The organism is Aureimonas phyllosphaerae (genome assembly GCF_047943035.1).
Taxonomy (GTDB): domain Bacteria; phylum Pseudomonadota; class Alphaproteobacteria; order Rhizobiales; family Rhizobiaceae; genus Aureimonas; species Aureimonas phyllosphaerae.
Genome location: NZ_CP181348.1, coordinates 3260882 through 3283456, shown reverse-complemented (window position 1 = coordinate 3283456; position 22575 = coordinate 3260882). Strand labels below are relative to the sequence as shown.

20 protein-coding genes are annotated in these 22575 nt (G+C 66.1%); 9 read left to right on the top strand and 11 right to left on the bottom strand.

Annotated features, from left to right (window positions below; translation table 11 throughout):
* The first annotated feature begins 34 nt into the window (after positions 1-34).
* The 3 genes from ACLNGM_RS15700 (at position 35) to ACLNGM_RS15690 (ending at position 2622) form a co-directional block, all read left to right on the top strand.
* Complete coding sequence (locus ACLNGM_RS15700) at positions 35-511, top strand: peroxiredoxin (protein WP_416355662.1); 477 nt, start codon at positions 35-37, stop codon at positions 509-511.
* Entirely contained in the window at positions 508-1329 is an 822-nt protein-coding gene (locus ACLNGM_RS15695; RefSeq protein WP_416355661.1) for a ferritin-like domain-containing protein, read from the top strand. Before ACLNGM_RS15700 ends, ACLNGM_RS15695 begins: the two co-directional genes overlap by 4 nt.
* A gap of 87 nt (positions 1330-1416) precedes the next feature.
* Entirely contained in the window at positions 1417-2622 is a 1206-nt protein-coding gene (locus ACLNGM_RS15690) for a M23 family metallopeptidase (RefSeq protein ID WP_175526743.1), read from the top strand.
* Positions 2623-2673: 51 nt separating this feature from the next.
* Here the strand turns inward: ACLNGM_RS15690 and prfB are convergent.
* The 3 genes from prfB to ACLNGM_RS15675 form a co-directional block, all read right to left on the bottom strand.
* A protein-coding gene (gene prfB / locus ACLNGM_RS15685; RefSeq protein WP_416355660.1) for a peptide chain release factor 2 occupies positions 2674-3802 on the bottom strand; the annotation gives its coding sequence in 2 pieces (ribosomal slippage) (positions 2674-3732 and positions 3734-3802; 1128 coding nt in all).
* A gap of 132 nt (positions 3803-3934) precedes the next feature.
* Positions 3935-6370, bottom strand: coding sequence for a penicillin-binding protein 1A (locus tag ACLNGM_RS15680; RefSeq protein ID WP_416355659.1), 2436 nt, complete (start codon positions 6368-6370; stop codon positions 3935-3937).
* Between the two features lie 186 nt (positions 6371-6556).
* Positions 6557-7855: an N-acetylmuramoyl-L-alanine amidase gene (locus ACLNGM_RS15675; RefSeq protein ID WP_416355658.1), complete on the bottom strand. Its 1299-nt coding sequence runs from the start codon at positions 7853-7855 to the stop codon at positions 6557-6559.
* A gap of 425 nt (positions 7856-8280) precedes the next feature.
* Between ACLNGM_RS15675 and ACLNGM_RS15670 the strand changes: the two genes are divergently transcribed.
* Positions 8281-11058: an Rne/Rng family ribonuclease gene (locus tag ACLNGM_RS15670; protein WP_416355657.1), complete on the top strand. Its 2778-nt coding sequence runs from the start codon at positions 8281-8283 to the stop codon at positions 11056-11058.
* A gap of 44 nt (positions 11059-11102) precedes the next feature.
* Here the strand turns inward: ACLNGM_RS15670 and ACLNGM_RS15665 are convergent, their stop codons facing one another.
* Positions 11103-12278 carry a pyridoxal phosphate-dependent aminotransferase gene (locus tag ACLNGM_RS15665; RefSeq protein ID WP_416355656.1) on the bottom strand — a complete coding sequence of 392 codons (1176 nt, stop codon included), beginning with the start codon at positions 12276-12278 and terminating at the stop codon, positions 11103-11105.
* A gap of 117 nt (positions 12279-12395) precedes the next feature.
* Between ACLNGM_RS15665 and ACLNGM_RS15660 the strand changes: the two genes are divergently transcribed.
* The 5 genes from ACLNGM_RS15660 (at position 12396) to aat (ending at position 17360) form a co-directional block, all read left to right on the top strand.
* Complete coding sequence (locus ACLNGM_RS15660; protein WP_416355655.1) at positions 12396-13766, top strand: M48 family metalloprotease; 1371 nt, start codon at positions 12396-12398, stop codon at positions 13764-13766.
* On the top strand, positions 13763-14560 hold the full coding sequence (locus tag ACLNGM_RS15655; RefSeq protein ID WP_416355654.1) for a DsbA family protein: 798 nt from the start codon (positions 13763-13765) through the stop codon (positions 14558-14560). Before ACLNGM_RS15660 ends, ACLNGM_RS15655 begins: the two co-directional genes overlap by 4 nt.
* A 231-nt stretch (positions 14561-14791) precedes the next feature.
* Positions 14792-15277 carry an acetyl-CoA carboxylase biotin carboxyl carrier protein gene (gene accB / locus ACLNGM_RS15650; protein WP_416358461.1) on the top strand — a complete coding sequence of 162 codons (486 nt, stop codon included), beginning with the start codon at positions 14792-14794 and terminating at the stop codon, positions 15275-15277.
* Between the two features lie 51 nt (positions 15278-15328).
* Entirely contained in the window at positions 15329-16681 is a 1353-nt protein-coding gene (gene accC / locus ACLNGM_RS15645; protein ID WP_416355653.1) for an acetyl-CoA carboxylase biotin carboxylase subunit, read from the top strand.
* Positions 16682-16688: 7 nt separating this feature from the next.
* A complete protein-coding gene (gene aat / locus ACLNGM_RS15640) occupies positions 16689-17360 on the top strand; it encodes a leucyl/phenylalanyl-tRNA--protein transferase (protein WP_416355652.1) in 672 nt (223 codons plus the stop codon).
* Here aat and ACLNGM_RS15635 read toward each other — a convergent pair.
* From ACLNGM_RS15635 to gatC, 7 genes are all read right to left on the bottom strand, one after another.
* Positions 17303-17710: a DUF2155 domain-containing protein gene (locus tag ACLNGM_RS15635; RefSeq protein ID WP_416355651.1), complete on the bottom strand. Its 408-nt coding sequence runs from the start codon at positions 17708-17710 to the stop codon at positions 17303-17305. The two genes, aat and ACLNGM_RS15635, sit on opposite strands and share 58 nt — an antisense overlap.
* Before the next feature lie 17 nt (positions 17711-17727).
* Positions 17728-18108: an NADH:ubiquinone oxidoreductase subunit NDUFA12 gene (locus tag ACLNGM_RS15630; RefSeq protein ID WP_055884771.1), complete on the bottom strand. Its 381-nt coding sequence runs from the start codon at positions 18106-18108 to the stop codon at positions 17728-17730.
* A gap of 55 nt (positions 18109-18163) precedes the next feature.
* Positions 18164-18667 (bottom strand): GNAT family N-acetyltransferase, encoded by a 504-nt coding sequence (locus tag ACLNGM_RS15625; RefSeq protein ID WP_416355650.1) that lies wholly within the window; start codon positions 18665-18667, stop codon positions 18164-18166.
* Positions 18664-20163: an Asp-tRNA(Asn)/Glu-tRNA(Gln) amidotransferase subunit GatB gene (gene gatB / locus ACLNGM_RS15620; protein ID WP_416355649.1), complete on the bottom strand. Its 1500-nt coding sequence runs from the start codon at positions 20161-20163 to the stop codon at positions 18664-18666. Before gatB ends, ACLNGM_RS15625 begins: the two co-directional genes overlap by 4 nt.
* A gap of 81 nt (positions 20164-20244) precedes the next feature.
* Positions 20245-21726: an Asp-tRNA(Asn)/Glu-tRNA(Gln) amidotransferase subunit GatA gene (gatA, locus tag ACLNGM_RS15615; protein ID WP_416355648.1), complete on the bottom strand. Its 1482-nt coding sequence runs from the start codon at positions 21724-21726 to the stop codon at positions 20245-20247.
* Positions 21723-22250: a GNAT family N-acetyltransferase gene (locus ACLNGM_RS15610; protein ID WP_416355647.1), complete on the bottom strand. Its 528-nt coding sequence runs from the start codon at positions 22248-22250 to the stop codon at positions 21723-21725. Before ACLNGM_RS15610 ends, gatA begins: the two co-directional genes overlap by 4 nt.
* Complete coding sequence (gatC, locus tag ACLNGM_RS15605; protein ID WP_416355646.1) at positions 22247-22534, bottom strand: Asp-tRNA(Asn)/Glu-tRNA(Gln) amidotransferase subunit GatC; 288 nt, start codon at positions 22532-22534, stop codon at positions 22247-22249. Before gatC ends, ACLNGM_RS15610 begins: the two co-directional genes overlap by 4 nt.
* Positions 22535-22575 lie beyond the last annotated feature (41 nt).

The window sequence follows — 22575 nt, the reverse complement described above, 5'->3', positions numbered from 1 at the left end:
ACGTGTCAGCGCAATGGGCCGAAAGGAGGGCCGAATGGCGACTTTGACGATGGGGCAGACTTTTCCGCCGTTCGAGCTTCCGGCGGACGACGGAAGCACAATCTCGGACGCGCAGCTGCGCGGCCGGCCCTATGTCATCTTCTTCTATCCGAAGGACGACACCTCGGGTTGCACGCTCGAGGCGCTCGACTTCACGGCCTTGTCGAAGGATTTTCAGGCAGCGGGCGTATCGGTCTTCGGGGTGTCGCCCGACCCGATCGACAAGCACTGCAAATTCCGGGACAAGCACGGCCTTCAGATCCCCCTTCTCGCCGACCCCGATCGCGCACTCCTCGAGCCGGCCGGCGTTTGGGTCCAGAAGAGCATGTACGGCAAGACCTACATGGGCGTGGAGCGGACGACCGTTCTGGTCGACGGCGAGGGACGGATCAGCCGGGTCTGGCCCAAGGTGAAGGTCGATGGTCACGCCCGCGAGGTTCTCGACGAGGCTCGCAAGCTGGTGGACGCGTGAGCCGACCGGCTGCACAGACGCTGCGCAGCCTCGCCATCGAGGCCCTGCGCGAGCCCGATCTCGACGAGAAGCGGCGCCTGACGCGGCTGGCCGGTGAGCGTTGGGCCGAGCGTACGCTCGGCCTGTCCTCGCCGACCGACCCCGCCCTTCCCTCGCGCCCGGGGCGCCCGGCAAAGCCCGACCTGGTCTCGCCCCGAAACGTCCCAAGACGCTCGGTCCATACGGTCGAGGGGCGCGTCGCCATGATTCACGCTCTCGCCCACATCGAACTCAACGCGATCGATCTCGCGCTCGACATCGTCGCGCGGTTCTGCGGCCAGCCGGTCCCGCGTTCGTTTTTCGACGGTTGGATGATGGTTGCGACCGACGAAGCTCGGCATTTCGGGCTGCTCTCGGATCGTCTTGCGGGGCTTGGCTCGCATTACGGAGCCCTCCCGGCGCATGACGGCCTCTGGCAGGCAGTCGAAGTTACCGCCCATGATCTGGCGGCCCGCCTCGCGGTCGTGCCTTTGATCCTCGAGGCCCGCGGGCTCGACGTTACCCCTTCTCTCCTATCGAAGCTGAATGAGGTCGGCGATCCCGAAACCGCGGCCATTCTCGAGGTGATCTACAACGACGAGAAACGGCACGTCGCCGTCGGAGCGAAGTGGTTTCGATTCCTTTGCGCGCGCCAGCGCATCGATCCGGCGCGGCGCTTCCAGGAGCTCGTTCGAGAATGCTTCCGGGGCGAGGTGAAGGCGCCGTTCAATGACCGGGCCCGCGCTGAGGCCGGCCTCACGCCGACATTCTACCGGAGCCTGTCGCCGCTCTCGCAGTAGCGATCGTCATCCGTCAACGAGGCTTTAACCTTAACGGTTTCTAATTCCTCCATGCGGCCGAACGTCCGGCGCGCGTGGAGCGAGTGCATGAGTTCGCAGCTTCGCGGTTCCGTCTTCGGCAACCGGATCAAGTCCCATACGATCGTCATCGCGCGCGGCGAGCGCGTGCGTCACTGGACCGTACCGTCCTGGCTTCTGGGAACCGCCGTCGCAGGCTCCTTGATCTGCGTCGTGGGCGGCATCGGAGCGATCGCGCTGTCCTTCACTGGCGACAGCGTGGTCCGGATGATGATGGATCGCGAGGTCCGGGCGACGACCGTCTACGAGAAGCGGATCAGCGGGTTGCGGCAGGAACTCGACAAGCTCACGACCCTTCAGCACATCGACCGCGACCAGATTTCGAAGGAATTGCAGGCGCTGCTGTCGCAGCAGGCGCAACTGGTCGGCCGCTTTCAGAAGCTTGAGCCCCTTCTGGATCAGGCGGCGGACGCCGGCCTCATCGACACCGCGACGACGGGTTCGACGACTGCGGACGGCGGCAGGGACTGGGACGTCATGGGCAGCATCGGAAAGGCCCTGTCGCCGTTCAAGGCGGCCCGGCCCGATTCGGTCGAGCATATCCGCGATGTCGTGCTTCCGTCGATCCGCGAGAGCGTCGGGCTCGTCGAGGGGCAACAGGCGGCCGGGGTCGCCAAGCTTTCGCAGGAGGCGTCCGAGAAGGTCGACCGCATGACCGATCTTCTCGGGCCGCTGGGTGTCGACCAAGGCGAAGGCGGCATCTTCGTGCCGCCGCCAGCCGATGCCGGCTTCGATGCCCAGCTTCGCCAGTTGGAGGACATGCTGTCCCGGATGGACGACCTGCGCGGCGAAGCCGAGCGCCTGCCGATCGCCGACCCGAAACCGGCCGGCACGGTGCGCACCTCGACGTTCGGCATCCGGTCCGATCCGTTCCTTGGTCGCGAGGCGATGCACACGGGCGTGGATTTCGCCGGGGCGATGGGGACACCGGTGCGCGCGACCGGCCAGGGCCGGGTCGTGTCCGCCGGAGATCAGGGCGGCTACGGCTTGGCGGTCGAGATCGACCATGGCAACGGCGTCTCCAGCCGCTTCGCCCATCTGTCCCGTATCGATGTCTCGGTCGGTCAGGCGGTCACGGCCGGATCGCGCCTCGGGCTGATCGGAACCACGGGCCGCAGCACCGGTCCTCATCTGCACTACGAGGTGCGGGTGAACGGCGAGCCCGTCAATCCGCAGCGCTATATTGACGCCGGACACAAGTGGGCGAAGCTCTGACGAGGAAGGCCGCCCGTTTCGGGGCGGCCTCGTCGGGTTCGTCCGGTTGTTTCAGTCGACGTCGCTGACGTCGGCGTCGCCTCCGAAGACGCGCTGCGCCAGTGCCGCCTCGATGAACGGATCGATCTTGCCGTCCAACACGTCGTCCGGCGCCGTGCTTTCCATGCCCGTGCGAAGGTCCTTGACCATCTGGTAGGGCTGAAGAACGTAGGAGCGGATCTGGTGACCCCAGCCGATGTCGGTCTTCGACGCGGCCTCGGCGTTGGCCTTCTCCTCGCGGCGCTTCAGCTCTTCCTCGTAGAGCCGCGCGCGCAGCATGTTCCAGGCGGTCGCCCGGTTCTTGTGCTGCGAGCGTTCCGCCTGACACTGCACCACGATGCCTGTCGCAAGGTGCGTGATGCGTACGGCCGAATCCGTCGTGTTGACGTGCTGCCCGCCCGCGCCCGACGCGCGATAGGTGTCGATGCGCACATCGCTTTCGCTGACGTCCACCTCAATCGAATCGTCGACGACCGGGTAAACCCAGACGGACGCGAATGAGGTATGGCGGCGCGCCTGACTGTCGTAGGGCGAGATGCGGACGAGGCGGTGGACGCCGGACTCCACCTTCATTTTGCCGTAGGCGTTGTGGCCTTTCAGCAGGATGGTGGCGGACTTGATGCCGGCCTCTTCGCCGGAGTTGTGCTCCAGCATCTCGACCTTCATCTTGGCCCGTTCGCCCCAGCGCATGTACATGCGCAGAAGCATCGAGGCCCAATCCTGGCTCTCCGTTCCCCCGGCACCCGAATGGATTTCCACATAGGTGTCGTTGGCGTCGGCTTCGCCCGACAGCAGCGTTTCGATCTGTCGTTCCGCGACGTCCTTCTCGAGTGCGCGGATCGCGTTCTCGGCTTCCGTCACGACCTCGGCATCACCTTCCTCCTCGCCCATGGCGATGAGTTCGATGTTGTCCTGAAGGCTCTGCTCCAGCGCGCGGATGCCGGTGATGGCAGTTTCCAGTCGCTGACGCTCCTTCATCAGGCGCTGCGCCTCGGCGGGATCGTTCCAGAGGGACGGATCCTCGGCGGCCGCGTTCAGGCGATCGAGTTCTCGGACCGATTGATCCCAGTCAAAGATGCCTCCTCAGCAGGCTTACGGCCTGCTTGATGTCGGAGACAATGGATTCGATTTCGGCACGCATGCCGGCATTCCTCTCGAAAACGGATCGGTGAATGGCGCGGACCATAGGGACGGGGCGCATGGGTGTAAAGCGGATCGGCCCCGCGCGGATAGCCGCCGGGGCCGATCGGAAGAGTCGCGTCGGAAGCCGAACCTAAAACAGGCCGCCCGCTCCGCTAGCGATCGCCTGTGCGGCTTCCGGCGATATCGACTGCTGCGCTGGGGCGCTGGCATAGGTGCCGCCGATCACCTCGTACTGGTCAGACGGACCCGTCCCCGGCTTGAAAGCCTCGATGATCGAGCCGTCGGCGCCCGGCGCCGCCGCCATGCCCGTGGCACGATTGACGGCGACCTGCGTCATGCCGTCGGGGATGCGGAAGTCGACCACCGGCTTGCCGGCGAGCGCCTGCTTCATGAACTCGTTGAACACCGGGGCCGCAAATCCGCCACCGGTCTGGCCATGGCCAAGCGGCTGAGGGTTGTCGTAGCCAAGGTAGACACCGGTCACGAGGTTCGGCGTGAAGCCGACGAACCACGCGTCCTTCTCGTCGTTGGTCGTCCCGGTCTTGCCAGCCACCGGCACGCCGAGTTCCTTGACGATCGTCGCGGTGCCGCGCTGGACCACGCCCTCCATCATCGATGTGATCTGATAGGCAGTCATCGGATCGAGGACCTGCTGGCGCTCGTCCACGAGTTCCGGCTCCGCCTGACCATCCCACGAAGCGGCGTTGCAGCTGTCGCACTTGCGGTTGTCGTGGCGATAGACCGTTCGACCGTAGCGGTCCTGCACGCGGTCGATCACCGAGGGCTCGATCGAGCGGCCGCCGTTGGCCATCACGGAATAGGCCGTCACCATCCGCATTACCGTGGTCTCGCCCGACCCGAGCGCCATCGGCAGATAGGGTGCCATCTTGTCGTAGACGCCGAAGCGCTCGGCATATTCCGCCACGAGCTTCATGCCCATGTCGTCGGCCAGTCGCACCGTCATCAGGTTGCGGCTCTTCTCGATTCCGAGGCGAAGCGTCGAGGGTCCTGCGACCTCGCCCCCGTAGTTCTTCGGCTCCCAGAAGCCGCCGCGGCCATCCGGGATCGAGACTGGGGCGTCCAGAATGACGGAGGCCGGGGTGTAGCCGTTGTCGAGCGCTGCCGCGTAGACGATCGGCTTGAAGGAGGAGCCCGGCTGGCGCATCGCCTGCGTGGCGCGGTTGAATTCCGACTGCGCGTAGGAGAAGCCGCCGACCATCGCGAGCACGCGGCCGGTATGCGGGTCCATGGCGACCAGCGCGCCCTGCACCTTCGGCGGCTGGCGCAGGACGTAGCCGTCGCCCTTCTTCTCGACATAGACGACGTCGCCGCGGGCGAGGACGTCGTCGACCGAGCGCGCCGTGCTGCGCTTGCCCTCGCGGTCCTGGCGCATGGCCCACTTCATGTCGGCGGCGCTCAGTGTCGCGATTTCGCGTTCCGAGCCGCGGCGGCCGGAGACATCGCGCGCCGGCTGAAGTCCGACGCTGGCCGAATTGGAATCGGATGAGAGCACCACCGCCAGACGCCATTCCGGAACGTCCGCGTAGGGCTCGATCTTGTTGAGCGCCGGTCCCCAGTCACCGCCGAGTTCCACCGTTTCGATCGGGCCGCGATAGCCACGGGTCTGGTCGTACTGGACGAGTGCGTGCTGCAGCGAGGTTCGTGCCTCGACCTGCATCTGCGGATCGAGCGTCGAGCGAACCGAGAGACCGCCCTCGTAGAGCGCCTTCACCCCGTAACGGGAGATCACCTGACGGCGGACCTCCTCGGTGAAATACTCGGCGGAGGCCAGGTAAGTGCCGCTCGGTCGCGGGTTGACGCCCAGTGGTTTGGCGATGGCCGCCAGTGCCTCGTCCTGCGTGATCGCGCCGTTCTCGGCCATGCGCTGGATCACCCAGTTGCGGCGGCCGATGGCCTCTTCGGGGTCGCGGAACGGATTGTAATTCTCCGGCGCCTTGGGCAGCGCGGCGAGATAGGCCGCTTCCTGAATCTCCAGCTCGTTCACCGACTTGTCGAAATAGGCAAGCGAGGCCGCGGCGACGCCATAGGAGCCCATGCCGAGATAGATCTCGTTCAGATAGAGTTCGAGGATCCGGTCCTTGGAATAGGCCTGCTCGATGCGGAGCGAGAGAATCGCCTCCTTCACCTTGCGCTCCATCGAGCGCTCGTTGGTGAGGAGGAAGTTCTTGGCGACCTGCTGGGTAATCGTCGAGCCGCCCTGCATCGGGCCGCCGCGAACGTAGAGCAGCGCAGCGCGACCGATGCCTTCGAGATCGACGCCCGGATGGTTGTAAAAGTTCTTGTCCTCGGCCGAGAGGAACGCGTCCTTCAGGCGCTGGGGAATGGTCTGGATCGGCAGATAGAGACGCCGCTCCTTGGCATATTCGGCCATCAGCGAGCCGTCGGCGGCATGGAGGCGGGTCGTCACCGGCGGCTCGTACTTCTCGAGCACCTGATAGTCCGGCAGATCCTGGCTCATGTCAGCCACATACCAGGCGACGCCGCCCGCCACGATCAGCGCAAAGACGGTGCCGATGCCGAACAGGTAGCCGAGAAGTCTGATCATCGTGTCTCCATGGGCTACCGCTTTCGCGACCCGACGAGAGCCGCGCGGCATGGCCCGCCGGGCATAGCGGGACGGGCCCGCATCTCGGAAAGTCCTAACGCATCGTTCATGCATGGAGAATGCGGCGGGCGAATGATGCCGGCGCGTTGCCCCGTCGAATGTTGCATAAGCGCAACGACCGCTTTGTCAACGAGCGCTGGTCAGCGGTGGGCGCTTCGCGAACTCCGCGATCGAGCGAGCCAGGATCGCGGCGAGCCTGGTCTGCCACTCCTTAGACTGAAGCGCCTGTTCGTCTTCGGGGTTCGAGAGATACCCCATCTCCAAAAGGATCGAGGGAACATCCGGCGCGCGAAGCACGCGAAAGCCCGCGGAACGGCGTGGATTGTTGATGAGGCGGATTTCGCCTTTGCCGAGATCCGCGACCAGCTGGATGGCGAAATGCTCGGACAGCGCTTCCGTCTCGCGACGTACGAGATCGACGAGGATGTCGTGGATCTCCGGCGCATCCTGGTCCCACTCTGGCCCCGCGAAGCGGTCGGCCGAATTTTCGGTATCGGCCAGTTCGCGCGAGAGGCTGTCGGACGCCTTCTCGGACAGCGTGTACACGGTCGCGCCCCGCAGATCCTTGTAGCGGATCGAATCGGCGTGCAGCGAGACCATCAGATTGGCGCCCGCGCGCCGAGCGATGGCCGCTCGCTCGTTGAGGGGGATGAAGGTGTCGTCGTCGCGCGTCATCACGACCTCGACGCCCGGCAGCTTTTCCAAGGCGGATCGCAGCGCGAGGCCGAAGGAGAGGTTCACCGCCTTCTCCTCCGTCCCCTTCTCCCCGGTCGCGCCCTTGTCGATGCCTCCATGTCCGGGATCGAGAACCACCACGAACGGGCGTTCCTCCGCCGGTCCGTTGCCAGCTGAAGCGGTCGGCTTCGTTACCGCGGGAAGCATGAAGGCGGTTTCGTCGGCCGGCGTCAGCCGCAGCGAGATGCGCGAGCCGTTCGCGGTCTGCGTGACCGTCAGTTCCGGCTTGGCGGGCTTGGCAAGCGTCACGATCAGGCGATACCGGTCGCTTCCGACGAGACCGTGCCGGATGTCGGTCACCAGCGCCGTCGCACCAAGCTTGGGAGGCTTGGCTGCCGCGAGGGTTTCATCGAGATCCAGAGCGACGCGATAGGGATTTCGCAGAAGAATGAGTTTCGGCTCGGCCTTGCCGTCGACGTCGACGGTCAGAGCGAAGCCTTCCGCCGTCGCAGTTTCATCGATCCCGGTGACGATCGAGGGACGATCGCCGGCATGGCTTGGCGAGACCGCGAGCGCTGCGGCGAAAAAGGCGAGTGTCAGTAAGGCAAGAAGCGTTCTCATCACGGTTGTCGGCCGCCAACTTCTATGGGCATGCGGGTCGTCGGAGCGAGCAGGATCGCGGCAGTTCTCTAAGCTGCCGCTTTGACAGGCTGTCCCCTTGTTTGCCGGACTATAGCGCCTTACAAGCATAAATGAGGCTCCTGCGTCATCAGAACGGGTGCGTCGTCGAATTCGTCGGCTCCAACGGGCCGAAAGCATCGGCCGGCGCACGATTCCGTCCGACGCCGGAAACTCGCACAGATTTACGCCGGTCGGGTCTCACACGCTCACCGGTCTCTCCGCGGGCGAAGACAGGATCCAGTTTCCGCCGAGCTCGCGTCCTCGTCGGCTGCGCAAGCAGCCATCCATTGTTGCAGGTCGTTCACGCGTGTTTCCGGCATACCAGTTCCCTTCGATGCCTGCGCTCCGCCCGTTCGGGCCGGACGCTCGTGCGTCGGGGAGGCTCGGCCCGGCATGCCCCGAGCGCGCCATTGCGGACCCCCTCACGCCTGGCCCATGGCCGACCCTCGAGGTCGCGCATTCCGGGCCGCCGCGGGTCCCGGAGTTGAGATTTCATGGCAGACAAGATGCTGATCGATGCCGCCCACCCGGAGGAAACCCGGGTCGTCGTCGTCAAGGGTAACCGGGTCGAAGAGTTCGATTTCGAGTCCGAGCACAAGAAGCAGATCAAGGGAAACATCTATCTGGCCAAGGTGACGCGCGTTGAGCCGTCGCTGCAGGCCGCGTTCGTGGAGTACGGCGGCAACCGTCACGGCTTCCTCGCCTTCAACGAGATCCATCCCGACTACTACCAGATCCCCCATGCCGACCGTCAGGCGCTGATCGAGCACGACCTCGCGCAGGCCGAGGAGGACGAGGAAGCCGAGGAGCGCAAGCCGGCCAAGGTTGGCCGCTCGCGTAGCCGTCGTCCGCGCGGTGGGGAGGCCAAGGCCGCCGAGGCCAGCGACGACAGCGTTTCGGAGGTCGTCGAGAGCGAAGCGTCCGAGGATGCCGCGCCTGCCGCCTCCGAGAATGGCGAAACGGTCGAGGTCGAAGCCGGCGACGCGCCGGTCGCCGAGGTCGTCGAAGCCGCCACGGGCGACGATGCCGCAGAGGCCGTCGAAGCGAAGGCGGATGGCGACGAGGACGGGAAGCCGCGCCGGGGTCGCCGTTCGCGTCGGTCGCGAGAGACCGAGGAAGAACCTGTCGCCGACGAAGCTGACGAGGTGGACGACCTCGGCAGCGAAGATGCGATGGAGGAGGTGCCGGTCCGCAGCAACCGCGCCCCCCGCAAGCAGTACAAGATCCAGGAAGTCATCAAGCGGCGGCAGATCCTGCTGGTGCAGGTCGTCAAGGAGGAGCGCGGCAACAAGGGTGCTGCGCTCACCACCTACCTGTCGCTGGCCGGCCGCTACTCGGTCCTGATGCCGAACACGGCCCGTGGCGGCGGCATCTCGCGCAAGATCACCAACGCGGCCGACCGCAAGCGCCTCAAGGAGGTCGCACGCGACCTCGAGGTGCCGAAAGGCATGGGCATCATCCTGCGCACGGCCGGTGCCAACCGTACTAAGGCCGAGGTCAAGCGCGACTACGAATACCTGATGCGCCTCTGGGAGACGGTGCGTACGCTGACGCTTCAGTCGACCGCCCCTGCCCTCGTCTACGAGGAAGGCAGCCTCATCAAGCGGTCGATCCGCGACCTCTACAACAAGGATATCGACCAGATCCTCGTGGCCGGCGAAAGCGGCTACCGCGAGGCGAAGGACTTCATGCGCATGCTGATGCCGAGCCAGGCAAAGGTCGTGCAGCCCTATCGCGATCCAAGCCCGATCTTCGCCCGACAGGGCATCGAGGCGCAGCTCGACAAGATGATGCAGCCGCATGTGACGCTGAAGTCCGGCGGCTACATCATCATCAACCAGACCGAGGCGCTCGTCGCGATCGACGTGAACTCCGGCCGTTCGACCCGCGAGCATTCGGTCGAGGACACCGCTTATCAGACGAACCTCGAGGCGGCCGAGGAGGTCGCGCGCCAGCTTCGCCTGCGCGACCTCGCCGGCCTCATCGTCGTCGACTTCATCGACATGGAGGAGAAGCGCAACAACCGGAACGTCGAGAAGCGTCTCAAGGATTCGCTGAAGGACGATCGGGCGCGCATCCAGGTCGGACGCATCTCGCATTTCGGCCTGCTCGAGATGAGCCGCCAGCGCATCCGCGCCAGCGTTCTCGAATCGACCACGCAGACCTGCCCGATCTGCAGCGGCAACGGCTTCATCCGCTCCTCGTCCTCGCTGGCACTTCAGGTGCTGCGCTCGATCGAGGAGCATCTTCAGAAGCACGGTACCCACGATCTCGTGGTCAAGGTGCCGACCGCGACCGCGCTTTACGTCCTCAACGAGAAGCGTTCGACGCTCGACGAACTGGAGCGGCACTACGGTCTGCGCATCCTCTTGGAAGCGGTCGAGGGCTTCGGCCACCAGCACGTCACGATCGAACACGGCGCCGAGGCGACGCGCCGCGTGAAGCCCGAGGCGATCACCACCCTGCCCGCCGTCTCGCCCGAGACCATCGAGATCGAGGATGTCGTGATCGAAGCCGAGCCGGACGCCGTTGAAAGCGCGCGGCCGACGGAAGCCCGGGAGCGTGGATCGGACGGCGAGGAGTCGCGCGACGGATCGCGCCGTCGTCGGCGTCGCCGTCGTGGCGGTCGCCGCGGCGACGAGACCGGGCACGGCGAGCATGCCGAAGTGTCGTCGGACGACGATGCAGCCGGCGAAGCCATCGCCGCGTCCGCCGACGTGGACGGCGAAACGGTGTCCGACGACGCCGGCGAGGGTGACGGCAACGGCGGTGACCGCAAGCGTCGTCGTCGCGGTCGTCGCGGCGGTCGGCGGAACCGCGACGAGGAGACCCGCGCGGACGGCTCGGCTGAGGCTGAAGCCGAAGAAGCCTCGGACGCAATCGCTGAAGACGTCGCACCGGAGCTTCCCGCGCTGGCGGCTGCCGAGGTCGACGCTTCGTTCGAGCCCGAGATGACCGATGCCGTCGAGGCGCTCGAAGCCGATCCGTCCGAGATCGGCGAGGGCGAAGTCGGCGCGGACATCGCCGCGCCGGACGAGAACGAGGTCATGGCGGCGACCGCTGAGGCGAGCGCGGCCGTCGATGGCAACCCGCCGCTCGACGAGGTTTTCCCGGCGGAAGGCGGCGATGCGACGGCGGACAACACTCCAGCCGAAGAAGCCCCCGTACGCCGCGGCCTGCGCCTCATCGCCAATGGCGAGGAAGCCAGCGAGGACGCGGCCGATGAGAAGCCGAAGCGTCGCGGCTGGTGGTCGCGAAAGAGCGCCGAGTAGGAAGACAAGGGAGCGGCCGAACGGCCGCTCCTTTCGTTTGAGAACTAGGAGCTAAGACCCGGATCGTTTCGGAGTCTGCGAACCGCCTCCGCGATCTCCTCGGGATCGCCGGCGTAGGACATGCGCATGGTGCGGTGGCCCCGCTCCAGGTCGAAATCGAGCCCCGGCGTCGCAGCCACATGCGCCGACTGGAGAAGATGGTTTGCGAGTTCGGTTGCGTCCCCGAACCCTTCCGGGATGGTGGCGTAGGCGTAGAAGGCTCCGTCGATCGGCGCGATGTCTCCGAAGCCGAGCGTCGGCAGGGCCTCCATCAGAAGCGCTCGGCTTCTCTCGTAGCCGAGCTTCACGGTCTCCAATTCATCCGTCGCGTCGAACACGGCTTCCGCGCCCACCTGGCTGAGTTCGGGCGCCGAGATGTAGAGGCTCTGGCCGACCCGCTCGGCGGGCCGCACCAGATGAGGCGGCAAGACCAGCCAGCCGATCCGCCAACCCGTCATGCAGTAGTATTTCGAGAACGAGTTGACGATGATCGCCTGATCGGAAAACTGCAGGGCGGACGCCGTGTCGCGGCCGAAGGCGAGGCCGTGGTAGATTTCATCGGACACGAACACGATCCCGGCCGCGTCCGCGAATTCCACGAGCCTGCGAAGCTCGTCCGCCGGCGTGACGGTGCCGGTAGGATTCGCGGGGCTGGCGATCAGTACCCCCTTCAGAGGCTTCTCGCGGTGCGCCCGCTCCAGAGCTTCGGCCGTCAGGATATAGTCGACATCCGGGCCGACGGGGATCTCGACCGGCTCGATCCCGAGCGCTTTCAGGATGTTGCGATAGGCGGGGTAGCCGGGTGTCGAGATCGCCACGCGGTCGCCGACGTCGAAGGCGGTGAGAAAGGCTAGATTGAAGCCGGCGGATGATCCGGTCGTGACCATCACGCGCTCGGCGGGAACGTCGACGCCGTAGGCATCGGCATAGTGACGCGCGATGCGCCGACGCAGAGACGCCCGACCGAGGGCGTCGGTGTAGCCCACCCGTCCCCGCGCAAGAAAGGCACCGACCGCCTCCGCGACGACGCTCGGCACCGGCGCTGACGGCTGGCCGACCGCCAACGAGATCACATCCCGGCCGTCCGCGATCATGCGGTTGGCCGCGGCCATGACATCCATCGCGCGGAACGGGTCGACGTCGGATCGGCGGGATGCCTTCGGCGGCGGAATGTCGAACATGGAAGCCTCATAAACGCCGGAAAAAGATGACCTTGCAGACGGCAGGGATGGCCGTCCGGGAAGCCGCGTTCTAGAAGTGCGTGCACAAGCCTGGGAAGACTTGGGGTGGATTTTTTGTTGAAGGGCATCTTTGCCAAGACTGTCGCGGCTGCGTTGGTGGTTGCGGCCGCGGTCCCTCCGGTCCAGGCGCAGACGGCGCGCCGCTCGTCGCTTCCGGTCGTGCGCGATGCAGAGATCGAAAGCCTCATCAAGGATTATTCGCAGCCAATCCTCCGGGCCGCCGGGCTGTCGCCGGCGCGTGTCGAGATCGTGCTGGTCAACGACCTTGGCTTCAACGCCTTCGTGGCCGGGCGACGCATCTTCATCAACACTGGCACGATCCTCGAATCCGAGACGCCGAACGAGACCATCGGCGTTCTGGCCCACGAGGTCGGCCATCTGGCTGGCGGCCATCAAGAGCGACTGCGGGATCAGATCGAGCGCGCCAAAACGATCGCGGTCGTTGCCGGCCTTCTTGGCGCTGGCGTCGCGGCAGCGGGCGCGGCCAGCGGTTCGGGATCGGTGGCGGGCCTCGGCGGCGGCCTGATGACCAGCGGAGGCAACATCGCGCAGCGCGGCCTCTTCGCCTACCAGCGCACGGAAGAGACGACCGCCGATAGGTCCGCCCTCACCTATCTTCTGAAGACCCAGCAGTCGCCGAAAGGGCTCCTCGACAGCTTTGCCGGACTGATGCGAAAGAACATGCTGTCCGGCGTTTCATCCGACCGCTACGTCAGTTCGCATCCGGCACCGCAGGAACGCATCGGCTTCCTCCAGACGGCAGCGAAGGAAAGTCCCTACTTCGACAAGAAGGACCCCCCGGAACTGCAGCTCCGCCATGACTTGGCACGCGCCAAGATCGCCTCTTACAACGGCGGCGCAGGGCAGGTCCGACGGACGTTCGGGCGAAACCTGACGAGCCTGCCGGCGAGATACGGCGATGCGATCGCCACCCATTTGGCAGGATCTCCGGGTGCGGCACTGCAGAAGATCGATGCGCTGATCAGGGAGGTACCGGGCAACCCGTGGTTCCAAGAGGTGCGCGGCGAGATCCTGATGGCGGCCGGGCGGTCCGACGAATCGGCTGCAGCCTTCGCCAAGGCCGCCAAGCTCGATCCGTCGAAATCGGGCATCTTGGAAGCGGCCGTCGGCCAGGCGCTGGTCACCGGCGGAAAACCCGAGCGGATGAAGGACGCCATCGCCCAGATTCGCAAGGGATTGGAAGACGATCCCGGCAACTCGACGGCCTATCAGTTCCTCGCGATGGCCTACGGCAAGACCGGCGACATCGGCGCAGCGGAACTGGCGACGGCAGAGGGCTACTGGGAAGCCGGCAATTTCCGTCAGGCCAAGATCTTCGCGGCCCGCGCCCAGCAAAAGTTCCGTCCGAACTCGCCGCAGTGGAGGCAGGCTCAGGACATCATCACGACGAAGGTAAGCCGCAAATGATGCCTGATCCGGTGTTGAAAATTCTCGCGCTGGGTCGGCGTCTGGTCGCTGCGGCAGTTCTAGGCGTGTCGCTTCTCGGGTCTCCCGCCTGGGCGTTCGACGACGCGCAGACGCGTGAAATCGAGACCATCGTGCGCGACTACCTCATCGCCAATCCCGAGGTTCTGCTCGAGTCCATGCAGGCACTCGAAGCGAAGCGGACCGCGGAAGCCAAGGCTGGACAGAGTGAAACGATCGCCAGCCTGCGCGACCGGCTGGACGCTTCCCCGGCCGGGACGGTAGCCGGAAACCCGCAGGGCGACGTCACGCTGGTCGAGTTCTTCGATTACAATTGCGGCTACTGCAAGCGAGCGGCGAGCGATCTTCAGGTGCTCCTGGAGAGCGATCCGAAGCTGAAGGTGGTCTACAAGGAAATCCCGGTTCTGGGGCCGGTATCCGAAGCCGCTGCGCGCGTCAGTCTGGCGTTTCGCGAGACGAAGCCGGACAGCTATCCGCAGTTCCAGAAAACGTTGCTTGCCTCGCGGACGCAGGTGGACGAGGCGCGAGCGCTCGAGGTGGCCGCACAGCTCGGCGTCGAGGAGTCCGTGCTGCGACCGCTTCTCGGCGGCCGGAGCGTGACGGCCGCGCTGAACGAGAGCGCCGAGCTCGCGACGGCCCTCGGAATCAGCGGGACGCCGAGCTACGTGATCGGCGACGAGCTGGTTCCCGGTGCCGTCGGCGCCGATGCCCTGGCCGAAAAGATCGCGAACGTGCGCGCCTGCGGCTCGGCGAGTTGTCCGCCGACCGCAAACTGAGTTCGGGCGCACCACCCTCGCCTTCCGGCTTTGCGAGCCGCTCGCAAGTGTTTATACGGCACGGATCGAACGGATACGCCACTTCGGCGTTCGATCCGTCAAGCAACTGTCGGCAGGCTCACGTCTGCCTCGTCCGGGGCCGGGATCGTCGTGATCCGGGCTTTTCGTCGCATGAATGACCGAGGCCGAGCGGACAGTCCCGCGTCGCAGCCCCGGCGAGTTCGAAGGACCATTATGGAAAAGGATTCGACTGTGGACCGTTCGCTGGTGCGCGAGCTCGCCGACATCCTCAACGACACGGATTTGACCGAGATCGAGATCGAGCAGGGCGAACTTCGCATCCGCGTCTCGCGCCAGAAGGAATACGTGGCGTCCGCCGGCTACAGCTACGGCGCTCCGGCGCCCGCGCCGATGCACGCCATGCCAGCGCCGCAGCCTCCCGCCCCCGCCCCGGCTGCTCCGGCGGCGTCGAGCGGGCCGGAAGTCGGCTCGGTCCCCTCGCCCATGGTCGGCACCGTGTATCTGGCGTCCGCGCCGGGCGCCAAGCAGTTCATCGAGATCGGCCAGTCGGTCAACGAGGGCGACACGCTTCTGATCATCGAGGCGATGAAGACGATGAACCAGATCCCGGCACCGCGCTCGGGCATCATCAAGCGCATCTGCGTCGACAACGGCCAGCCGGTCGAATACGGCGAGGCGCTGGTCGTCATCGGTTGATCCTCTCGGGATCGTCGAGGCGAGTTCGCGGGCGGGCGAGGAAAGGCATACATGTTCAATAAGGTACTGATCGCCAATCGCGGCGAGATCGCGCTCCGCGTCCTGCGGGCCTGCAAGGAGCTCGGCATCGCGACCGTGGCCGTGCACTCCACCGCCGACAATGCGGCCATGCACGTGCGGCTGGCCGACGAAAGCGTCTGCATCGGTCCCCCGCCGGCTCGCGACAGCTACCTGAACATTCCGCAGATTCTCGCGGCTTGCGAAATCTCGGGCGCCGACGCCGTTCATCCCGGCTACGGCTTCCTGTCCGAGAACGCGCGTTTCGCCGACATTCTGGAGGCGCACAACATCGCCTTCATCGGCCCGACCGCCGAGCATATCCGTATCATGGGCGACAAGATCGAGGCCAAGCGGACCGCGAAGGCACTCGGAATCCCCGTGGTGCCGGGTTCGGCCGGCGCGGTGACCGACGACGGCGAGGCAATGCGGGTCGCTCAGGAGATCGGCTTCCCGGTCCTCGTCAAGGCGTCGGCCGGTGGCGGCGGACGCGGCATGAAGGTGGCCCATACGCCTGCCGATCTCTCCATGGCCCTTTCGACGGCCCGCGCGGAGGCAGGCGCAGCCTTCGGCGACGACGCGGTCTATCTCGAGAAGTATCTCGGTAAGCCGCGCCACATCGAGGTGCAGGTCTTTGGCGACGGCATGGGCAAGGCCGTGCATCTCGGCGAGCGCGACTGCTCGCTGCAGCGTCGCCACCAGAAGGTCTGGGAAGAGGCGCGATCCCCGGCGCTCGACGACGCGCAGCGTCTGCGCATCGGCGAGATTTGTGCCAATGCCATGGCCCAGATGAAGTACCGCGGCGCCGGCACGATCGAGTTCCTGTACGAGAACGGCGAGTTCTATTTCATCGAGATGAACACGCGCCTGCAGGTCGAGCACCCGGTCACGGAGGCGATCACCGGCCTCGACCTCGTGCACGAGCAGATTCGCGTCGCCGCCGGACTCGGGCTTTCGGTGACGCAGGACGACGTGAAGTTCAACGGCCACGCGATCGAGTGCCGCATCAATGCCGAGGACCCGCGGACCTTCGCGCCCTCGCCCGGCCAGATCAGCTACTACCACGCCCCCGGTGGTCTCGGCGTGCGCGTCGACTCGGGCGTCTACCAGGGCTACTCGATTCCGCCGTTCTACGACTCGCTGATCGGCAAGCTGATCGTCCACGGCCGTACCCGCAACGAGTGCCTGATGCGGCTTCGGCGGGCGCTCGATGAGATCATCGTCGATGGTGTCAAGACGACGCTGCCCCTGTTCCAGGACCTCGTCGAGAATCCGGACATCCAGGCCGGCGACTACGACATTCATTGGCTGGAGCAGTATCTCGCCGCCGCGGCGAAGGCTGCCTGACACACCATTGGCGCGCAGCGGACGGTACGGCTCCGAGCCGCTGATCACACCCGAGATCCTGCTGCGCGCCTACGCGGCCGGCATCTTTCCGATGGCGGAAGATGCCGAGGACCCGTCGATCCATTGGGTCGACCCGACGTTCCGCGGCATCCTCCCGCTCGACGGGTTCCACGTCCCTCGGTCGCTGCGCAAGACGATCCGGCAGCAGCCCTTCGACATTCGGTTCGATACCGCGTTCGCAGCCGTCGTCGACGCGTGTGCCGAACCGGCGCCCGGTCGCGACCAGACCTGGATCAACGCGCAGATTCGCGACCTGTATCTCGGGTTGTTCCGGATGGGTCATGCCCACTCCGTCGAGGCTTGGGCGGACGGCGAGCTCGTCGGCGGCCTTTACGGCGTCAGCCTCGGCGCGGCCTTCTTCGGCGAGAGCATGTTCTCGCGGCGCACGGACGCCTCGAAGGTGCCGCTGGTGTACCTATGGGACAGGCTGCGGCGCGGCGGCTTCACACTCCTCGACACCCAGTTCATCACCGGGCACCTCCAGCGCTTCGGGGCGATCGAGGTTCGGCGTGCGCAATATCGCGAGCTTCTGGCCGACGCGCTGGAGCGACCGGCCGACTTTCACTGTGCCGGCGGCACGCTCGCGTCGGTTTTGCAGTCCTTGAGCCAGACGTCGTAGACGGGGTGCTCGACGGCGTTGAGGCCGGGCGAGTCGGCAAACATCCAGCCGGTGAAGATTCGGCGGATTTCGCGGTCGAGCGTGATCTCGTCCACCTCGACGAAGCCATCCGTCTTCGGGGCCTCCTCCTGCGTGCGGGTGAAGCACGCCCTCGGCGTCACCTGCAGCGCGCCGAACTGCACGGTCTCGTTGATCCTGACCTCGAAGGAGGTGATCCGGCCCGTGATCTTGTCGAGCCCGGAGAACACGGCTTCCGGATTTTCGATCCGGGCGGCATGTGCGCTATGCGATGGGACGCATGCCAGCGCCAGAAGCGCCGCGAGCCGCGCGGCGGAGGAAGCGAAACGCATCGAGCGAGCGATCCCGATCAGGGCGTCCAGGCGTCGTAGTCGCCCGTCACGCGCGGCCGCTCGGCGGTGTTGAGGAGCGAGCCCTTCGGACGATAGGCGAAGCGCGTCCCGGTCTGATTGGGCACATGCGGCTTCTGCCAGTCGCGCGGCTTGTAGTTCTCGTCCACCGGGGGGGTGTCCACGCGGTGATGCATCCAGCCGTGCCAGCCGGGGCCGATCTGGCTGGCCTCCGCCTCGCCCGCGTAAATGACCCAGCGACGCTTGCCGTCGGCCGACTGGTAGTAGACGTTGCCGCGCTCGTCCTCGCCCACCCGCTTGCCGAAGCGCCAGGTATGGAAGCGCGTTCCGATCGTCTGGCCGTTCCACCAGGTGAAGATCTGCAGCAGCCAGGGTTTCATCGCATCGTGTCCGTAAATGCCGTGGCTGGGTTATGCTGCCGCGGCCGGTAAAAGTCTAGGCGTCGAAAGCGCCCAGCGGGCGCTCGAAGATGAGGACGGTCGAGCCACCCTCGCTCTCGGAAGCGCCGACACGCGCAAAGCCCAGCCCGGTGTAGAAGCCGATCGCACGGGCGTTGGTTTCCTCCACTTCGATACGCATGCGGGTCGCCTGGGGGAAGCAGCCGGCGATCTCGGAGAATAGTTCCGTCCCGACCCCTCGCCCTTGTGCATCCGGCCGGACGTAGAGGTCGTGCAGGATCAGGAGGGTCCGGTCGTCGCGTGCAGCGCGAGCGAAGGCCATGCCGCCAAGACGCGTCCCATCGTCTGCGACCAGGAACTCGGTATCCGGTTGTCCGAGACGGCCGCGGAGCGCCGTCTCGTCATGCGACGTACCCGTCACCTCCCGCAAACGCTCGGCGTCATGGATCGCGCCGTAGGTTGCCTGCCAGGTCTCGACCAAGAGCTGACGAACGGCCGCCATGTCGCGGGCCGTCGCAGTTCGGATGAAGTAGGTGCTCATTCCAGTCCGAGCTTGGCCTTCACGAGGTCGTTGACCGCCTGCGGGTTCGCCTTGCCGCCGGTCGCGCGCATGACCTGACCGACGAACCAACCGGCGAGCGTCGGCTTGGCGAGCGCCTGTGCCACCTTGTCGGGGTTGGCCGCGATGACCTCGTCCACCGCCTTCTCGATCGCGCCGGTATCGGTGACCTGCTTCAGCTCGCGGCTTTCGACCAGCTCGCGGGGGTCCCCGCCTTCGTTCCAGACGATCTCGAACAGGTCCTTGGCGATCTTGCCCGAGATCGTGCCCTCGCGAATGAGGTCGAGCACGGCGCCTAGCTGGTCGGCCGAGACGGGCGTCTCCTCGATCGACTTGCCGCTCTTGTTCAACGCTCCGAGAAGGTCGTTGATCACCCAGTTCGCAGCCTGCTTGGCGTCGCGCCCCTTCGCCACCTGCTCGAAGAAGTCGGCGATCGACTTCTCGGATACGAGGATCGAAGCGTCGTAGGCCGAGAGTCCGGCCTCGCTCATCAGGCGCTGGCGCTTGTCGTCGGGGAGTTCCGGCAGCTTCTCCCGCAGCGCCTCGACGAAGGCGTCGTCGAACTCAAGCGGCAGGAGATCGGGATCAGGGAAATAGCGGTAGTCGTGCGCGTCCTCTTTGGAGCGCATCGCACGCGTCTCGCCCTTGGCCGGGTCGAACAGGCGCGTCTCCTGGTCGATCGTGCCGCCGTCCTCGATGATCGCGATCTGCCGGCGGGCTTCCGACTCGATCGCCTGTCCGACGAACCGGATCGAATTGACGTTCTTGATCTCGCAGCGGGTACCGAACTCGCCGCCCGGACGGCGCACCGAAACGTTGACGTCGGCGCGCATGGAGCCTTCGTCCATGTTGCCGTCGCACGTGCCGAGATAGCGCAGGATGGTGCGCAGCTTGGTGAGATAGGCGCGCGCTTCGTCGGCGGAACGCATGTCCGGCTTCGAGACGATCTCCATCAGCGCCATGCCAGAGCGGTTCAGGTCGACGAAGGACATCGTCGCGTGCTGGTCGTGCAGCGACTTGCCTGCGTCCTGCTCGAGATGCAGGCGCTCGACGCCGACTTCGACCTCCTCGAACTGTCCCTTGGAGTCCGGACCGACCGACACGATCACGGTCCCTTCGCCGACGATCGGCTGCTGGAACTGCGAGATCTGGTAGCCCTGCGGCAGGTCCGGATAGAAATAGTTCTTCCGGTCGAAGACGGAGCGATTGTTGATTTGCGCCTTCAGGCCTAGGCCCGTCCGCACGGCCTGTCGCACGCATTCGACGTTGATGACGGGCAGCATGCCGGGCATCGCCGCATCGACGAGCGACACGTTGTCGTTGGGCTCGGCGCCGAACTCGGTCGACGCGCCCGAGAAGAGCTTCGACTCGGACAGGACCTGGGCATGAACTTCCATGCCGATCACGATCTCCCAGTCCCCGGTCGCGCCGGGAATCAGCTTCTTCGGATCGGGGGTGCGTGTATCGACGAGGGGCATCGGGCGAACTCGTTCATCTCGGGGCGCAGCTGGGCTGCAGTCATTCGATCACGTCGGCGCGACGGAGCGCGCCGAAGCGTCCTACCACCAGCGCTTCGGAGCGAAGCGGCCGGCGCTCTTCTCGATCACGGAGGCCGTGGCGAAGAGCGTCTCTTCGTCGAACGGACGACCGATCAACTGGAGACCGAGCGGCGTGCCCTCACCGGACAAGCCGGCCGGCACCGCAATGCCCGGAAGACCGGCGAGGTTGACGGTGATGGTGAAGACGTCCTGCAGGTACATCGCCACGGGGTCAGCCGCGAGCTTCGCATCGCCGATGGCGAATGCGGCGGAGGGGGTCGTCGGCGTCAGGAGGGCATCGACGCCGTCCGCGAAGACGGTCTCGAAGTCGCGCTTGATCAGGGTCCTGACCTTCTGCGCCTGAAGATAGAAGGCGTCGTAGTAGCCGGCCGAAAGCACGTAGGTGCCGACCATGATGCGGCGCTTCACCTCGCGACCGAAGCCGGCGGCACGGGTGTTCTCGTACATCTCGGCAATGTCCTTGCCGGGCACGCGAAGGCCGTAGCGCACGCCATCATAGCGCGCGAGGTTCGACGAGGCTTCGGCGGGCGCCACGATATAGTAGGCCGGTAGGGCGTACTTCGTGTGCGGCAGCGACACGTCGACGATCTCAGCCCCGGCTTCGCGCAGCGTCGCAATGCCCTTCTGCCATAGCGCCTCAATCTCGGCCGGCATGCCCTCGACGCGATACTCTCGCGGGATGCCGATGCGCAGTCCCTTCACCGACCGACCGACGGCGGCCTCGTAATCGGGCACCGGGCGATCCACGGACGTCGTGTCCTTCGGGTCGCTTGAAGCCATCGACGTCAGGAGAATCGCTGCATCGCGGACGTCGCGCGCGATCGGACCCGCCTGGTCGAGCGACGAGGCGTAGGCAACGATGCCCCAGCGTGAGCAACGACCATAGGTCGGCTTGATGCCCACGGTTCCCGTGAAAGCCGCCGGCTGACGGATCGAGCCGCCGGTATCGGTGGCCGTCGCACCGGCACAGAGGCGCGCGGCAACCGCCGCCGACGAGCCGCCGGACGAGCCGCCTGGCACCAGCGCGACGTCCGACCCGTTGCGGCGCCACGGGTTCACCACCGGGCCGTCATGGCTCGATTCGTTGGACGAGCCCATCGCGAACTCATCCATGTTCAGCTTGCCGAGCATCACGGCGCCGTCGGCCCACAGATTGGCTGTGACGGTCGATTCGTAGCGCGGTTTAAAGCCGTCGAGGATGTGGGACGCGGCCTGCGTGCGCACGCCCTCGACCGCGAAGAGGTCCTTCACGCCGAGCGGAATTCCTTCGAGCGCCCCACCCTCGCCCTGCGCCAGCCGCGTGTCGGATGCGGCCGCCATCTCGCGCGCCTTGTCGGCCGTGACGGCGACGTAGGCGTTCAGCGCGCCGTTGGCAGCCTCGATCGCGCCGAGATAGGCGTCCGTCAGCTCGCTCGCCCGAAAGGTCTTGGCCTTCAGCGCGTCGCGGGCTTCGGCGATGGTGAGTTCGGTCAGATCGGTCATGGTCTCGCAACGTCGAATGGTCGGGACGCGGCCGGATCGGCTTCGCGAACCGCGAGGGTCTTCCGATAGAACGCGGCGTAGCCGCTGTCGGGGTAGTCGGCGAAGGGGCCGCTCAGCTCGAAGCCAGCCCGCTCGTAGGAGCGGCGGGCAGCCTCGAAGCCGATGCCGGTCTCGAGAGCCAGCGCCCCAAGCCCGAGGCTTCTGGCTTCCGCCTCGATCCGATCGAGGAGACGGGCGGCCAGCCTCTGCCCGCGAACCGCGGGTCGCAGGTACATCCGCTTGACCTCACCGAGCGACGCGTCGTGCCGCTTCAGGGCCCCGCATCCGACGGCCGCGCCGTCGATGCGGACGAGGAACGTCGTCGTATCGGGTCGCGCCATCTCCTCGGCGGTCATGCGAAACTTGAACTCGGCCGGCGTGTCCGGCTCCTGGCTGTCGATCGCGTCGTTCAGCTCGGCGATCAGGGCGCGCAGGTCGTCCTGCAGCGGGGTCTCGGCGCGAATCTCGACGCGTCCAGCGCTCATTCCACGACCTTGGGCACCATGAAGAAGTGCTCTTGCGTGGCCGGGGCGTTGGCGACGATGTCCTCGGCCTTGTGGCCGTCGGTCACGGCGTCGTCGCGCTTCTTCATCTCCATCGGCGTGACCGAGGTCATCGGCTCGACGCCGGACACGTCGGCTTCGCCGAGTTGCTCGACGAAGCCGAGGATGGCGTTCAATTCGCCCTGCATGGTCGCGACCTCGTCGTCGGACACCGCGATGCGGGCGAGACGGGCGACACGACGAACGGTGGCGGTATCGACGGACATGCGCATTCCCGAACTGATGGTCGAGACGGTGCTATAACGGC